At 70.5% G+C, this 13,107-nt stretch carries 14 protein-coding genes; 8 read left to right on the top strand and 6 right to left on the bottom strand.

Annotated elements, in window-relative coordinates; genetic code table 11:
* Positions 1 to 6: 6 nt before the first annotated feature.
* Positions 7 to 1,383, top strand: coding sequence for a family 2B encapsulin nanocompartment shell protein (locus tag AB0C27_RS21595; protein ID WP_357846527.1), 1,377 nt, complete (start codon positions 7 to 9; stop codon positions 1,381 to 1,383).
* A gap of 22 nt (positions 1,384 to 1,405) precedes the next feature.
* Positions 1,406 to 3,643, top strand: a complete 2,238-nt coding sequence (locus tag AB0C27_RS21600; RefSeq protein WP_357846529.1) for a terpene synthase family protein — start codon at positions 1,406 to 1,408, stop codon at positions 3,641 to 3,643.
* Here AB0C27_RS21600 and AB0C27_RS21605 read toward each other — a convergent pair.
* Both AB0C27_RS21605 and AB0C27_RS21610 read right to left on the bottom strand, forming a co-directional pair.
* Positions 3,570 to 3,947, bottom strand: a complete 378-nt coding sequence (locus AB0C27_RS21605) for an STAS domain-containing protein (RefSeq protein WP_357846530.1) — start codon at positions 3,945 to 3,947, stop codon at positions 3,570 to 3,572. The genes AB0C27_RS21600 and AB0C27_RS21605 overlap by 74 nt on opposite strands.
* Before the next feature lie 363 nt (positions 3,948 to 4,310).
* Positions 4,311 to 4,577, bottom strand: coding sequence for a hypothetical protein (locus AB0C27_RS21610; protein WP_346100866.1), 267 nt, complete (start codon positions 4,575 to 4,577; stop codon positions 4,311 to 4,313).
* 364 nt (positions 4,578 to 4,941) lie between these two features.
* On the opposite strand from AB0C27_RS21610, the gene AB0C27_RS21615 reads away from it, so the two are divergent.
* Complete coding sequence (locus tag AB0C27_RS21615; protein ID WP_357846532.1) at positions 4,942 to 5,505, top strand: NlpC/P60 family protein; 564 nt, start codon at positions 4,942 to 4,944, stop codon at positions 5,503 to 5,505.
* Between the two features lie 316 nt (positions 5,506 to 5,821).
* On the opposite strand, the gene AB0C27_RS21620 is transcribed toward AB0C27_RS21615, so the two are convergent.
* On the bottom strand, positions 5,822 to 6,088 hold the full coding sequence (locus AB0C27_RS21620; RefSeq protein ID WP_106246008.1) for a hypothetical protein: 267 nt from the start codon (positions 6,086 to 6,088) through the stop codon (positions 5,822 to 5,824).
* Between the two features lie 414 nt (positions 6,089 to 6,502).
* Between AB0C27_RS21620 and AB0C27_RS21625 the strand changes: the two genes are divergently transcribed.
* On the top strand, positions 6,503 to 7,003 hold the full coding sequence (locus AB0C27_RS21625; RefSeq protein ID WP_357846534.1) for a hypothetical protein: 501 nt from the start codon (positions 6,503 to 6,505) through the stop codon (positions 7,001 to 7,003).
* On the opposite strand, the gene AB0C27_RS21630 is transcribed toward AB0C27_RS21625, so the two are convergent.
* Together AB0C27_RS21630 and AB0C27_RS21635 are read right to left on the bottom strand one after the other, a co-directional pair.
* Complete coding sequence (locus AB0C27_RS21630; RefSeq protein WP_357846536.1) at positions 6,968 to 7,414, bottom strand: helix-turn-helix domain-containing protein; 447 nt, start codon at positions 7,412 to 7,414, stop codon at positions 6,968 to 6,970. The two genes, AB0C27_RS21625 and AB0C27_RS21630, sit on opposite strands and share 36 nt — an antisense overlap.
* Positions 7,411 to 8,028 (bottom strand): DJ-1/PfpI family protein, encoded by a 618-nt coding sequence (locus AB0C27_RS21635; RefSeq protein ID WP_357846538.1) that lies wholly within the window; start codon positions 8,026 to 8,028, stop codon positions 7,411 to 7,413. The genes AB0C27_RS21630 and AB0C27_RS21635 overlap by 4 nt, the downstream gene beginning before the upstream one ends.
* A 61-nt stretch (positions 8,029 to 8,089) precedes the next feature.
* Here AB0C27_RS21635 and AB0C27_RS21640 point away from each other — a divergent pair, with 61 nt between their 5' ends.
* Positions 8,090 to 9,442, top strand: coding sequence for an NERD domain-containing protein kinase family protein (locus tag AB0C27_RS21640; protein ID WP_357846540.1), 1,353 nt, complete (start codon positions 8,090 to 8,092; stop codon positions 9,440 to 9,442).
* Positions 9,443 to 9,515: 73 nt separating this feature from the next.
* Here AB0C27_RS21640 and AB0C27_RS21645 read toward each other — a convergent pair whose 3' ends face one another.
* A complete protein-coding gene (locus tag AB0C27_RS21645; protein WP_357846542.1) occupies positions 9,516 to 10,319 on the bottom strand; it encodes an FKBP-type peptidyl-prolyl cis-trans isomerase in 804 nt (267 codons plus the stop codon).
* Positions 10,320 to 10,464: 145 nt separating this feature from the next.
* Between AB0C27_RS21645 and AB0C27_RS21650 the strand changes: the two genes are divergently transcribed.
* The 3 genes from AB0C27_RS21650 to AB0C27_RS21660 all read left to right on the top strand — a co-directional run bounded on the left by AB0C27_RS21650 (position 10,465) and on the right by AB0C27_RS21660 (position 13,075).
* Complete coding sequence (locus AB0C27_RS21650) at positions 10,465 to 11,508, top strand: DUF2293 domain-containing protein (protein ID WP_357846544.1); 1,044 nt, start codon at positions 10,465 to 10,467, stop codon at positions 11,506 to 11,508.
* Positions 11,509 to 11,518: 10 nt separating this feature from the next.
* Entirely contained in the window at positions 11,519 to 11,890 is a 372-nt protein-coding gene (locus AB0C27_RS21655) for an MmcQ/YjbR family DNA-binding protein (RefSeq protein WP_346100858.1), read from the top strand.
* 81 nt (positions 11,891 to 11,971) lie between these two features.
* Positions 11,972 to 13,075 carry a serine hydrolase domain-containing protein gene (locus tag AB0C27_RS21660; RefSeq protein WP_357846546.1) on the top strand — a complete coding sequence of 368 codons (1,104 nt, stop codon included), beginning with the start codon at positions 11,972 to 11,974 and terminating at the stop codon, positions 13,073 to 13,075.
* Positions 13,076 to 13,107 lie beyond the last annotated feature (32 nt).

The raw sequence follows: 13,107 nt of genomic DNA on the forward strand, positions 1-13,107 counted from the left end.
GGTGTGATGACAGCGGAGCCCGGCCAGAGGTCGAGCCTTGACACCTCGGCGGCGCGCAACCTGGCCACGACGACCAAGACGTCACCCCAGATGCGGGAGATCTCCCCGCGCTGGCTGCTGCGGGTGCTCCCGTGGGTGGACGTCGCGGGCGGGGTCTACCGGGTGAACCGGCGGCTCACCTATCCGGTGGGCGGCGGCCGGGTGAGCTTCGCCAACACCGGGGCCAGGATCCACGTCGTCCCACCGACCCTGGCCGAGCTGCCGCCGCTGCACGGCCTGGCAGGCGACCAGGTGCTCGACCTGGTCGCCGAGCGGTTCGAGCAGCGCGAGTACGAGCCTGGCGACACGATCGTGCGGGCCGGGCGGCCGGCGGACGAGCTGGTCGTCGTCGCGCGCGGGCGGGTGCGGAGGTTCCGGGCGGGCGCGTACGGCGCCCGGACCTTCGCCGGTGTCCTGGCCGGCGGCGACCACGCCGGCGCCGACGAGCCCGCCCAGGGCGAGCCGTGGGACTGCACGCTGGCGGCCGACACCGCCTGCACGGTGCTGTTCCTGCGCTGGGAGGAGCTCCACGCGCTGGCCGAGCGGTCACCGGCGCTGCGCGACCGGCTCGCCGCCCACCGCGCGAGCAGGGCCGCGCCGCAGAACAAGCAGGGCGAGGCCGAGATCGCCACCGCCGCCGGGCACCGCGGCGAGGTGACGCTGCCCGGCACGTTCGCCGACTACGACCCGGGGCCGCGCGAGTACGAGCTGAGCGTGTCGCAGACCGTGCTGCGCGTCCACAACCGGGTCACCGACCTGTACAACCAGCCGATGGACCAGAAGGAGGAGCAGCTGCGCCTGACCATCCAGGCGGTACGCGAGTCGCAGGAGCGCGAGATGATCGTCAACCGCGACTTCGGGCTGCTCCACCAGGCCCACCCCGGCCAGCGCGTGCACACCCGCACCGGCCCGCCCACCCCCGACGACCTCGACGAGCTGCTGTGCCGCAGGAAGAAGTCCCGCTTCTACCTGGCCCATCCGCGCGCCGTCGCCGCCTTCCACCGCGAGTGCACCGCCAGGGGTCTCTATCCCGACAGCGTCGAGATCGACGGCGCGCGCATGACCGCGTGGCGCGGCGTGCCCATCCTGCCCTGCGACAAGATCCCGATCAGCGGGCAGGGCACGACCTCGATCCTCGTCCTGCGCACCGGCGAGGAGGATCAGGGCGTCGTCGGCCTCCACCGCCGCGGCGTCCCCGGCGAGCGCGAGCCGGGGCTGAGCGTGCGCTTCACCGGCATCGACGCCAGAGCCATCGCGTCCTACCAGGTCAGCGCCTACTACTCGGTCGCCGTCTTGGTGCCTGACGCGCTCGGCGTGCTGGAGAACGTCGAGGTGACGCGCTGACCGTTCACGTGAAGGAGCGATGATGTCCCAGCCGTTCGAACTGCCGGACTTCTACCAGCCGTATCCGGCCCGGCTCAACCCGCACCTCGACGAGGCCCGCGCGCACTCCACGCAGTGGGCGCGCGACATGGGCATGCTCGAGGGCTCGGGCGTCTGGGAGGAGGCCGACCTCGACGCCCACGACTATCCGCTGATGTGCGCCTACACCCATCCCGACTGCGACGGCGCCGAGCTGAGTCTGATCACCGACTGGTACGTGTGGGTCTTCTTCTTCGACGATCACTTCCTGGAGGTCTTCAAGCGCACGGGTGACCTCAAGGGCGGCAAGCGGTATCTCGACCGGCTGGCCGCCTTCATGCCGATGGGCCTGGACCTGACGGTGCCCGAGCCGGCCGGTCCGGTGGAGGCCGGGCTGGCCGACCTGTGGCCGCGTACGGTGCCGGGCATGTCCGCCGACTGGCGGGCGCGGTTCGCGGAGAGCACTCGCAACCTGCTCGACGAGTCTTTGTGGGAGCTGGCCAACATCAACAGGGGCCGGGTGGCCAACCCGGTCGAGTACATCGAGATGCGGCGCAAGGTCGGCGGCGCCCCCTGGTCGGCCGGGCTGGTCGAGCACGCGGTGGCGGCCGAGGTGCCGGCCAGGATCGCGGCCTCGCGGCCGATGCGGGTGCTGCGCGACTCCTTCTCCGACGCCGTGCACCTGCGTAACGACCTGTTCTCCTATGAGCGTGAGGTCCGTGACGAGGGCGAGCTGAGCAACGGCGTGCTGGTGCTGGAGACGTTCCTCGGCTGCGGCACGCAGGAGGCCGCCGAGGCGGTCAACGACCTGCTGACCTCGCGGATGCAGCAGTTCGAGCACACGGCGGCGTTCGAGCTGGGGCCGCTGTTCGCGGAGCACGCCATCGACCCGATCGGCGCGGCCGAGGTGCTGGCGTACGTGAAGGGGCTGCAGGACTGGCAGTCGGGCGGGCACGAGTGGCACCTGCGCTCCAGCCGCTACATGAACGCGCGGGCCAGGGCGAGCCGGCCACTCGGCATGTCGTCGGCGATCGACGTGCTGGGCGCCAAGCGGCTGCGGAACTTCGCGCACGTGCCGTACCCGCGCGTGGGTCCTTCGCGCATTCCCGACCTGTACGTGCCCTTCGACCTGAGGCTGTCGCCGCACCTCGACCGGTCACGCCGCCACACCGTGGACTGGTGCCGGGAGACGGGCATGCTGGAGCCGCAGAACGGGGTGGTCGGCACGGCGGTGTGGGACGAGGCGAAGGTGATCGACTACGACCTGCCGTTGTGCGCGGCGGGCCTGCATCCGGACGCCGCACCGGAGGAGCTCGACCTGGCCTCGTTCTGGCTGGCCTGGGGCACGTACGGCGACGACTACTTCCCCGCCGTGTTCGGCAGGACCCGTAACCTGTCAGCGGCCAAGGTGTGCGTGGACCGGCTCAAGGAGCTCATGCCGCTCGACTGCTCCGCCCCGCCGCCGCCGGTCGGCGCGCTGGAGCGGGGGCTGGCCGACATCTGGGCCAGGACGGCCGGGCCGATGCCGGTCGAGGACCGCCGGGAGCTGCGCGTGTCGGTCGAGGACATGTGCGCGTCCTGGCTCTGGGAGCTGGCCGGCGAGATCGCCCACCACATTCCCGACCCGGTGGACTACCTGGAGATGCGCCGGCACACCTTCGGCTCGAAGCTGACGATGAGCCTGTGCCGGTTGCGGCGCTCGAAGGCGATCCCGAGGGAGCTCTACGCGACCGGCCCGATGGTGGCGCTGCAGAACGCGATCATGGACGCCGGGATGCTGATCAACGACGTCTTCTCGTACCAGAAGGAGATCGAGTTCGACGGCGAGGTGCACAACGGCGTCCTGGTGGTGCAGAACTTCTTCGACTGCGACTACTCGGCCGCGCTGGAGATCGTCAACGATCTGATGGCCTCGCGGGTGCGGCAGTTCGAGCACATCGTGGTGCATGAGTTGCCGATCGTCTGCGCCGACTTCGGCCTCGACGCCGACGCGCGGCAGGACCTCGACGCCTTCGTGGCCGAGCTCCGCGACTGGCTGGCGGGCGTCGCCCACTGGCACCGCCAGTGCTCGCGCTACGACGAGCCGTCGCTCCTCCGCCACCACCGCGCGACGCAGTGGCGGATCGGCGGGCCCACGGGGCTGGGCACCTCGGCCGCGCTGATCGAGCTCACAGGGGCGCGTGGACCGTGGGCTGGTAGTACCACCCCATCATGCGCAGGAGCCGCCGCTGAGCCGGCGTGACGTTGTGCAATCGGATCCAGCGCTGCCCTGCGGGCAGCGCGGGCATGACCAGCACCCGCAGTCCTGAGACGTCGATGAAGGTCAGCGCCCCGGTGTCGACGTCGACGTAAGGGCAGGGGTCAGGTCGGACGACGGCGTTCCCGCCGGTGTTCTGGCGGCAACTCGCCAGGACGCCGGCCAGCGCCGGACTGTTGGTGGCGTCGATCTCGCCGGTCAGTGTGACGACCGGAGCCGCGGACGCCATCACCACGGTGATGCTCAGCTGCTCGTCCTGATAGAGCAGTCGCTGCTGGACGCTACACACTCCCCGCACCCCCCAACACACACTCTGGGGGTCATATTGCCGAATTTCCTGAAATACAGGCTACACGAGGAATTAATTAATAGGTATTCTTCGCCGTGTTATGACCGTTTTTAGGGTGAATGTTGGCAGGCAGCGCTTTCCGAACAGGCGGGCCGTACCCGCGCCGGCTGCGGGCTTGACGGACACCTGCCTGTTCGGATGCGCGATCTACCGAGGACGGTGACCGGCCGCGCCCGGCTCCGCGTACGCGACCGGCGGGGAGACACTCCGGCAAGGTGCCGCCACGAGGGGTTCGTGGCTGCCGGAGCGCCGTCACACCGGGGAACGCGGACCTGGGCGTCGAGCCGCCCCGCCCTCGGGCGATCAGTTGTTGTCGCCCACGTTCTCCAGGTTGCTGAGAGCGTTGAGGTCGATGTCCTGCAGGTGCAGGAAGGTGCCGAGGTCGATGTACTTCACGGAGTCGTTGAGGACGTCGTTGGCCACCGTGGCGTCGTCGAGGATGCTCAGCTGGCTGAGGATCTGCTTGCCCTTGTTGAACGCGTTGGGACCGACGTCGGCCGAGGCGCTCGTGGCCGACATCCCGAACATGCAGCCCGCGATCGCTGCACCAGCGAGAATGCGACGGATCATTTGTTTGTTTCTCCTTCGTCGGAATCGGCGCGGGATGCGCGTCATCGTGAATCACTCGCACAGCGCTGTGAGATTCGCTGAATAACAATCTCGCGACCTGTCGGCGCGCCGCAACCCGGCCACGCTAAGTCGAAGTCAAATACGCGCACCAATTCCTTGGCTGCCGATCATCCCCAGTCGGGATATGTACCGAGTGGTCCCGCTTTGCCCCGGGCGGCATGACGGCAATATTTCATCTTATGGCCATACGCGCACCCCACCTGACCAAAGGGCGTTTTATCCGCATAGGCAGGGCGGAATGTTAACGGCAGAACGCCGTGACCACGGGCTCGGCATAAACGAGTCGAGGAGCGCTGAACATGCCATGAACGGAATAAGGACGGTGCTGTCGGCGGTGCTGGCGGGCACACTTGTCAACGCGTTTCCCGCCACTGCCGCGGCGGCCGTCGACGGCTGTCCCGCGCAAATATGCCGGCCCGTCTCGGCGCTGCGCTCAGGGGCCGGGGCCATCGCGGCGCGGGCGGCGATGGAGATGATCGGAATTCCTTATTCGTGGGGTGGCGGCGGGGTGCGCGGGCCCGGATTCGGGATCGGGAAAGGCGCCAGGACGCTCGGTTTCGACTGCTCGGGCCTGACGGAGTACGCCTGGGCGCGGGCGGGGGTGCCCATCGGCACGACCACGCACGAGCAGTGGCGCTCGGGGATCCGCGTGGCCAAGGAGCAGGTGGAGCCGGGGGATCTGGTCTTCTACGACAACGACCCCGGCAGTCCAGGGCCCGAGCACGTCGCCGTGGCGGTGGACGCGACGCGGATGGTGCACGCGCCGCAGACCGGGCAGTTCGTCCGGGTGGATCCGCTGGATCGGCCGACCTTCATGGGAGTCGTACGGCCGAGCGAGACCGCGGCGAACCTCGATCCGTCGGCGTGAGGCGGGGCGCCGGCAGGTGCGACCGGCGGGGCGCCGGTCGGGCAGCCGGTCGGGCAGCCGGTCAGGCAGCCGGCCGGGCAGCGTGCGTCCGGTGGAAACGACGATCGCGCGGCCCGGGGTCGTCCTGCAGTGATCGACCCGGACCGCGCGATGCGCGTAGCTCGGTGCGCACCAAGCCAGTGCCGTGGTCGCGATGTCCACGGCCCGTACATTCGGCCTACCTCAAGGCACCAGAAAGACGATCTTGGCCGGGCGGGCTCTCCGCATGTTCGGAAAGTCGCCGATCACCTTCCTGCCTACGCCATGTGAGGAGTCGTCAGTTGTTGTCGCCGGAGTTCTCCACGTTGCTCAGGACGTCGGCGTCGATGTCCTGCAGGTGGGCGATGGTCAGCACGTCCACGTACTTGACGGAGTCGTTGAGGACGTCGTTCAGCGCGGTCAGGTCGTCCAGGATGCTGAACTGGCTCAGAATGCTCTGCCCGCTGTTGTGCGGGTTGGGGCCGACGTCGGCCGAGGCCGCGGACGCGGAGAAACCGAGTGCGACGGCCGCGATCGCGGCACCGGCGAGAATGCGACGGATCATGTGTGCTTTCCTCCATGGATCGGCGCGGAAATCCCGACGCCATAGTCGTTTGTGCAGGGCTGTGAGGTGCCGCCAATAACAATCGCGGCAGGCGGCGAGAACCGCAACTCGTTTGGCCCTGCTGGGAGTCAAGCCGGAACCTCTGTTTCTTGGCACGGTGTTTTCACGCCCGTCGACCGCGCCCGGCATTTACGCTCCATCAGAAGGCCGGAAATCGGCATCCGTTTTGGCTCTCCGCGAGAATACCCGCGTATTAGTTCACCACCGGTTAGACAAGGATCGCCCGAAACTTGAATATCGCGTACGCCCGGTGGCGTATCCGGGCGTGCGCCCGAGGGGGGACGTCGTGGCCGCACGGAACGGTGAGGATGGCCGCCTGGGCACGGAAAGGAGGCGGGTGAGATGCGACCACGAATGAGGAAGACGATCGTGGTAATCCACGTCATCGCTTCGGTCGCGCTGGTCGGGGAGGTGTGGGGCCTGGTCGTGCTGAATACGGCGGCGAGGCTGGCAAAGGATCCCGCGCTGACCCACTCGGCCTATCAGCTGATGGCGCCACTGGTGTTCGCGGGCGGGATACCGCTCAGCCTCATCGCATTGATCAGCGGCATAACACTGGGCCTGACCAGCCATTGGGGGCTGTTTCGCCATTCCTGGGTGGCGGCCAAGCTGGTGCTGCTGCTGGCCGTGGTCGGCGTGGGCATGTTCCTGGTCGATCCGGAGGGAATGGCCGCCGCCACCTCGGGCGGCCGGTCCGTGACGGAGGCACGGCAGTGGGCTCAGGTGGCGGCGCTGGGCCTCCAGATCGCCATGCTGATGACGGCCACGGCGCTGTCGGTCTTCAAACCGCGCCGCGGAATTCGCGCCGCGACGTGGCCGTCAGGGGTGGTCGCCGATCCGGTCGAGAGCCGCTGACAGACGGTGGAGTGCCTCCAGGCAGTCACGGGCCGTCTCGACCCCCAGCTCGCCCACGAGCCGGTCGGCGAACTCCTGATGGCCGGGGGTGATCTCGTCGATGGCCGCCCGCCCCTCGGCCGTGGGCCGCAGCAGCTTGGCCCGCCGGTGCGCGGGGTTGGGCCGGTATTCGGCCAGCCCCCGCTCGACCAGCAGGTCCGCGATCCGCTGCACGCCCTGCCTGGTCATCCCCATGACGCGGGCGATCCCGGCGACGGGCAGAGGCTCGGCGAGTACGGCTCCGAGCACCTGCCACCACGCCGCCGTCATCCCCGCAGGGCGGGCCAGTTCCTCGGCCACGTGCAGGAACTGCCCGTTGAGCCGGAACGACCCCAGAGCCATTCCGGACAGCAGCTCGGCGCTCTCGCTCATGCGGCCGCCAGCACCTCGAACGCCGTGGCGTCGCTGTGCGCGAACAGCCGGAACCAGGCGTCCAGCACCTCCGGCCGGTAGACGTCGAGCCGCCGGAAGATCTCCCTGGCGAAGGCCACCGGCTCGGTCGGCCCGGCCGTGATGAGGTCGCCCCCGAGCACCGCGTCCCGGTCGAGGTAGCGCCCGGCGCCGGCGTAGCCCGGCTGCGCCTGGAGGTAGTGCACCACGGCGCTGGTGTGGTCGCGTTCGTCGAGCAGCCCCTCGCGGGCCAGCCCGGCCGTGGCGCCGCAGATGGCCGCCACCGGCACGCCCGCGTCGAGGAACTCCCCCGCCTTGCGCGCGAACGGCGCGAGCTCGTCGCCCGCGTCCCACAGGTCGGCGCCGGGCAGGATGAGCAGCGCGCTTTCGGCCGGCGACAGGTCGGCGAGCGCGAGGTCGGGCGTGAGACGCACGCCGCCCATGGTGACGACGGGGTCGCGGGTCAGGCCGACCGTGACGATCTCGTAGCCCTCAGGCTCGCGCATGTAGCGGCCGTTGCGCAGGTGCGCGGTCGCGTGACCGGTCTCCCAGTCGGCGAGGGTGTCGTAGACGGCGTGGTGTGCGATTCGCTTCATGACAACATCTTGTCATTTCGACAGTATGTTGTCAATGCGATCCCATGCGAGGATAGTGGTCATGGCAGAGATCGTCGGCGGCGGACGCCCGGTGAACGACGCGGAGCGGCGTGTGATCGCCTATCTGCGCGACCACGCGCCCGGCGACTGGCTGCTGCTGCACAACGTCGAGGTCCCGCGCGGCCACGACGTGTTCGAGGTCGACATGATCGTGCTGACCGGCCACTCGCTCGTCGTGGTCGACGTCAAGGGCACCAGGGGCCGCATCGAGGTGTCGGGCACTCGCTGGTTCCCGCCCCGCAGGGAGGCGTTCGGCTCGCCCGTGGCCAAGCTGCGCGGCACCGCGAAGGCGCTCAAGGGCCTGCTGGTGTCCAGGGCCACCCAGCTCGAACGGGTCTACGTCGACAGCCTGGTCGTGCTCACCTCGCCCGACGCCGAGCTGATCGACCCGGCCGGGCGCGACGCGGTCAACGTCACCGACCTGCCGGGCCTGCTGGCCACGCTGAGCGACGTCTCGCGGGTCAGGCGCGGGTGCAGCCCCGACGCGAAGCCGTACCTGACGGCGATCCTCGACGCGCTCAACCAGACCGTGCGCCGCAGCACCGCGCCGCCCAGGTTCGGCAACTGGGAGGTCGAGGAGCAGCTCGGCGGCGACGCCAAGGTCACCGAATACCGCGCGTTCAACGCCACGCTGCCGGGCAGCGAGACCGTGCTGCTGCGGGTCTACCAGGCCGATCCGCTGGCCGACCACGAGGCGCGGGCGGCCGAGCGGCAGCGCATCGCCAACGCCTACCAGTCGCTGGCCCGCATCCCGCCCCACCCGTGCGTGGTGCGCTCGCGCGACTTCTTCGCCATCGACGACGAGAGCCGGTTCGTGCTGGTGCTCGACGACGTCCACGGCCAGGCGCTGCACCTGGCGATGGGCAAGGGCGCCGCCCCGATGGCGGTGATCCAGGACCTGCTGCGCGGGCTGGCGCACGCCCACGCCAACGGCGTCGTGCACCGTGCCCTGACCCCGGCCTCGCTCCTGGTCACCGACGCCGGGCACGCCGTGCTGACCGGGTTCGACTACGCCAAGCCAGGGCCGCGCAACTACACCGTGGCCCACGAGCTGGGCAACGTGCTCGACGCCCACTACGTGGCGCCCGAGTGCCAGGAGCGGCCCGACCAGATGACGACCGCCTCCGACGTCTACGCGGCCGGCGCCATCGCCTACCAGGTCCTCACCGGCCAGCTGCCGACCAGCGCCGACGCCCACGGCGGCCCCGAGGTGCCCGAGGTGGTCCGCCGGATGCTCGACCACTCGCCCGCCAAGCGGCCCACGGCCGAGCAGGCGCTGGAGGCACTGCGCAGCACGCCGCAGCAGGGCTCGAAGATCAGGCGTCTCGTCCGCCGCATCGTCTCCGGCTCCTGACGACCGGCCCCGGCCGTGCCCCGGCCGTGCCCCCGCCGCGACGGTTCTGCGGCGGCTCCGCGGCGGCTCCTGGCTAGGCGGTGGTGATCATATCGAGGATGTCGATCACGTACAGCATGGGCAGCTCGCCCGGCGACGGCACCGCCACCCGGCTGCCGACGTGCTGCCCGGTGAGCGCGTTCACCCAGGACATGGGCGCGGCGCCGGCCTCCAGCGTGTACGCGCTCGGCCCGCCCCGCCGGTAGGAGGAGTCCACCACGGTCCGCGACGGCCAGGACGCGGCCACGTACTGGACGACCACCTTCGCGCCGGGCTCGACCCGGGGCCCCGACCCGTCGATGAGCGTACGGGCGGGCTCCGAGGGCGTGAGGTCGGCCGGGACCACCGGCAGCGCGCGCCCGACGAGCCGGGCGTCGGGCGGGTAGCCGCCCAGGATGTCGAAGACGAGCACCAGCGTGTCGGCGGGCGACAGGCCGCCCAGCGGCACGTTCGGGCCCTTCGCCTCGCCGGCCGGGCTGACCAGCATGACCCGGCTGCCCGCCGGCCGCCCGATGAGGGCCTGCCGCCAGGTCTCCGACACCTGCCTGCCGTCGAAGACGACCGTGGTGGGCTGGTTGCCGTCCCAGGTGCTCAGGTAGGGACGGTTGCCCGACCAGCGCCGGATGTCCACGTCGGCGAGCACCACGTCACCGGGCACCGTACGCCGCCCGCTGCCCGTCGACAGCACCGTGATCCGCGGCGTGCGCCCCGGCTGGCCCAGGGGTATGGAGACGTTCGGCTTGCTGCCGAACCGACCCGTGACGACGGGTTGCGTGCCCTCTTCCGCCACCCCGCACGTGGTGGCGAGCATGAGGAGAGCAGGCCAGAACAGACGCACGATTTTCCTCCCGGACCAGATCCGAAGGAGTACTTGCCGTAAGTGTTCAAAGGAAAGCTTCGGGGCGCGCCATCTCACGACAAACTTGGGACCGTGGGACGACGAGACGCGACGGCCCGCGTTCGGGTCGGCGTAAGGAGAGCATGTGAGCAAGCCCAACCTCGCGCGGCGGGTCGCCGAGGCGGCCGAGATCGCGTTGACCACCCGTAAGTACGTGACGTTCATCGACGTGGTGACCGCGCTGCGCTGGCTGCACTCCCGGCACGTGGACACCTGGCGGCAGGGCAGGGTGGCCACGCTGGCCGAGCTGGCGGCGGTCGACGAGGACCGCCTGCTGACCACGGCCGGGCTGCTGCGCGACTGGGCGCGGGCCAAGGGGCTCAAACCGGTCGACACCCCGTACGTCGCGGGCACGCGCGATCGCCGCGAGCTGCGCTTCACCACCGCGCACGCGCAGGAGCCGTTCCGGGTGCACTGGTTGTCGCCCGACCTCAGCGAAGCCAGGGTGCGCCGGCTCACCGAGGCGCAGAGCAAGGCGCCCGACCTGGTGGCGGTGGCCCCGCTCGACGAGTGGACGTGCGCGTCCTGCGCCGGCACCGGCCCCTACCTGATCATGGAGGACGACGCGCCGCACTGCCTGACCTGCGCGGACATGGACCACCTGGTGTTCCTGCCGTCGGGGAACGCCGCGCTCAGCCGCCGCGCCAAGCAGGAGAGCGGCCTGTCGGCGGTGGTGGTCCGCTACAACCGGCGGCGCCGGCTCTACCAGCGCCAGGGCCTGCTGGTGGAGGAGGCCGCGCTGGCCGCGGCCGAGGACCGGTGCCTGGCCGACGAGGAGGTACGGCTGCGCCGCCGCGAGCGCGACCGCGAGCGCAGGGCGGATCAGGACGTCGAGTTCCAGGCGCGGATGGCGGCCGAGATCGCCCGGCTGTTCCCCGGCTGCCCGGAGGAGCGGGCGCGGGAGATCGCCGAGCACGCGGGCCTGCGCGGCAGCGGCCGGGTCGGCAGGTCGGCGGCGGCCAGGGCGCTCGACGAGAACGCCATCACGCTCGCCGTCATCGCCTCGGTCCGGCACCTCGACACCGACTACGACAGCCTGCTCATGTCCGGCGTGCCGCGGATGGAGGCCCGCGAGCGGATCAGAGGGGCCATCGAGCGCAAGCTCGAAGAGTTCCGCGCCCCGCGCTAATGTCGAAAACATGAGCGATTGGCACGACGTGAGGCAGGAGCTGCGCGCGTTCGCGCTCGGTCTGCCCGAGAGCCACGAGGATCATCCCTGGGGCGAGACGGTCATCAAGGTCAACAAGAAGGTCTTCCTGTTTCTCGGGATCGACGAGCAGACCGAGAAGTGGGATCCGACCTTCGGGGTGAAGCTGCTGTCGGAGGCCCACGGCCACGCGCTGACCGTCGAGGGGGCCGGGCCGAGCGGTTACGGGCTGGGCAAGGCCGGGTGGGTGACCGTGCCGTTCCTGTCCGCGCTGCCCGAGACCGAGGTGCTGCTCGACTGGGTCGAGGAGAGCTACCGCGCCATCGCGCCCAAGCGCGCGGTCAAGGAACTCGACCTCAGGTGACGCCCGCGCATGCCGATGAGCCCCAGGTGACGCCCGGACGGAGCCGCAACACGGGGCCGGAGACAGGGGCCGGGAACCGCGATGAGTGATCTACAGGACCGGATCCAGCGTCACCCCGACGCGCTCGTCGGCGGCGGCGTGGAGGCCGGGCTGCAGGTCGCCGTCTACCAGAACGGCGCGCTGATCGTGGACGTGGTGGCCGGCCCGGCCGATCCGGCCACCGGGCGGCCGCTCACGTCCGGCACACCGATCTTCGGCTTCTCCACCGGCAAGAACATCGCCGCGACGCTCGCGCACATGCTCGTCGCGCGGGGGTTCCTCGGCTACGACAGCCTGGTCACGGACCATTGGCCCGAGTACGGGGTACGCGGCAAGGCCACGACGACGCTGCGCCACGTACTGACCCACACGACCGGCCTGCCCGCCATGCCGCGCGAGATCACTCCGGCCGAGCTGCCCGACTGGTCCAGGGTGTGCGCGGCGCTGGCGGCGGCCGAGCCGCGCCGGCCGCCCGGCGCCGCCATGGGTTATCACGCCTACACCTTCGGCTATCTGGTCGGTGAGCTGGCCCGCCGTACGACCGGGCGGCCGATGCGCGAGCTGCTGCGTGAGTGGATCACCGCGCCGCTCGGCATCGAGGGGCAGCTCTACTTCGCCGCCCCGCCGGAGTCGCTGCCGGGGCTGGCCCGGCTGGAGCAGCGGGCGGAGCAGTGGCCCGCCGTCCCGGCCTCCGGTGACGCGATCCTCGCGCCGTGGGAGAGCGGGCCTCGGGCGGATTTCGGCAACGACCGAGAGATCCTGTGTGCCGACATCCCGTCGGTGGGCATCGCCACCGCGCGCGGCCTCGCCGCGATGTTCGACGCCCTGCTGCGGGGCGAGCTCGTGGGCTCCGCCCGGGTGGGGGAACTGTCCGCGCTCGCGTACGAGGGCGTGGACCAGGTCTTCGGCACTCCGGCGCGGATGGCGCTGGGCTTCCCGCTCGGCCGGATCGGCGCGCCCCCCAAAGACAACGCCGAAGAGAGCTCTTTGGCGTTCGGGTGGCCGGGCGGGGGCGGAAGCTACGCCTACGCGGACCCCGCACGCGGGATCGCCTTCGCGCTGACGAAGACCCGGCTCGTCCCGAACTTCGACACCGCGCTCTCGGTCACCACGATTCTGTCGGACCACCTCGCCAGAATGGCCTGAGCCGTCCGCACCCGAGCACGCACCCGCCCGAG

This window comes from Nonomuraea sp. NPDC048882 (assembly GCF_040649755.1).
Lineage (GTDB): Bacteria > Actinomycetota > Actinomycetes > Streptosporangiales > Streptosporangiaceae > Nonomuraea > Nonomuraea maheshkhaliensis.

Bases quoted from the DNA above. Each gene is read 5' to 3' on its own strand.
- AB0C27_RS21630 (WP_357846536.1), bottom strand. From the start codon at position 7,414: ATGAGCGAGAGCGCCGAGCTGCTGTCCGGAATGGCTCTGGGGTCGTTC.
- AB0C27_RS21600 (WP_357846529.1), top strand. From the start codon at position 1,406: ATGTCCCAGCCGTTCGAACTGCCGGACTTCTACCAGCCGTATCCGGCC.
- AB0C27_RS21635 (WP_357846538.1), bottom strand. From the start codon at position 8,028: ATGAAGCGAATCGCACACCACGCCGTCTACGACACCCTCGCCGACTGG.
- AB0C27_RS21660 (WP_357846546.1), top strand. From the start codon at position 11,972: ATGAGTGATCTACAGGACCGGATCCAGCGTCACCCCGACGCGCTCGTC.
- AB0C27_RS21595 (WP_357846527.1), top strand. From the start codon at position 7: ATGACAGCGGAGCCCGGCCAGAGGTCGAGCCTTGACACCTCGGCGGCG.
- AB0C27_RS21620 (WP_106246008.1), bottom strand. From the start codon at position 6,088: ATGATCCGTCGCATTCTCGCCGGTGCCGCGATCGCGGCCGTCGCACTC.
- AB0C27_RS21615 (WP_357846532.1), top strand. From the start codon at position 4,942: ATGAACGGAATAAGGACGGTGCTGTCGGCGGTGCTGGCGGGCACACTT.
- AB0C27_RS21640 (WP_357846540.1), top strand. From the start codon at position 8,090: ATGGCAGAGATCGTCGGCGGCGGACGCCCGGTGAACGACGCGGAGCGG.
- AB0C27_RS21610 (WP_346100866.1), bottom strand. From the start codon at position 4,577: ATGATCCGTCGCATTCTCGCTGGTGCAGCGATCGCGGGCTGCATGTTC.
- AB0C27_RS21625 (WP_357846534.1), top strand. From the start codon at position 6,503: ATGAGGAAGACGATCGTGGTAATCCACGTCATCGCTTCGGTCGCGCTG.
- AB0C27_RS21655 (WP_346100858.1), top strand. From the start codon at position 11,519: ATGAGCGATTGGCACGACGTGAGGCAGGAGCTGCGCGCGTTCGCGCTC.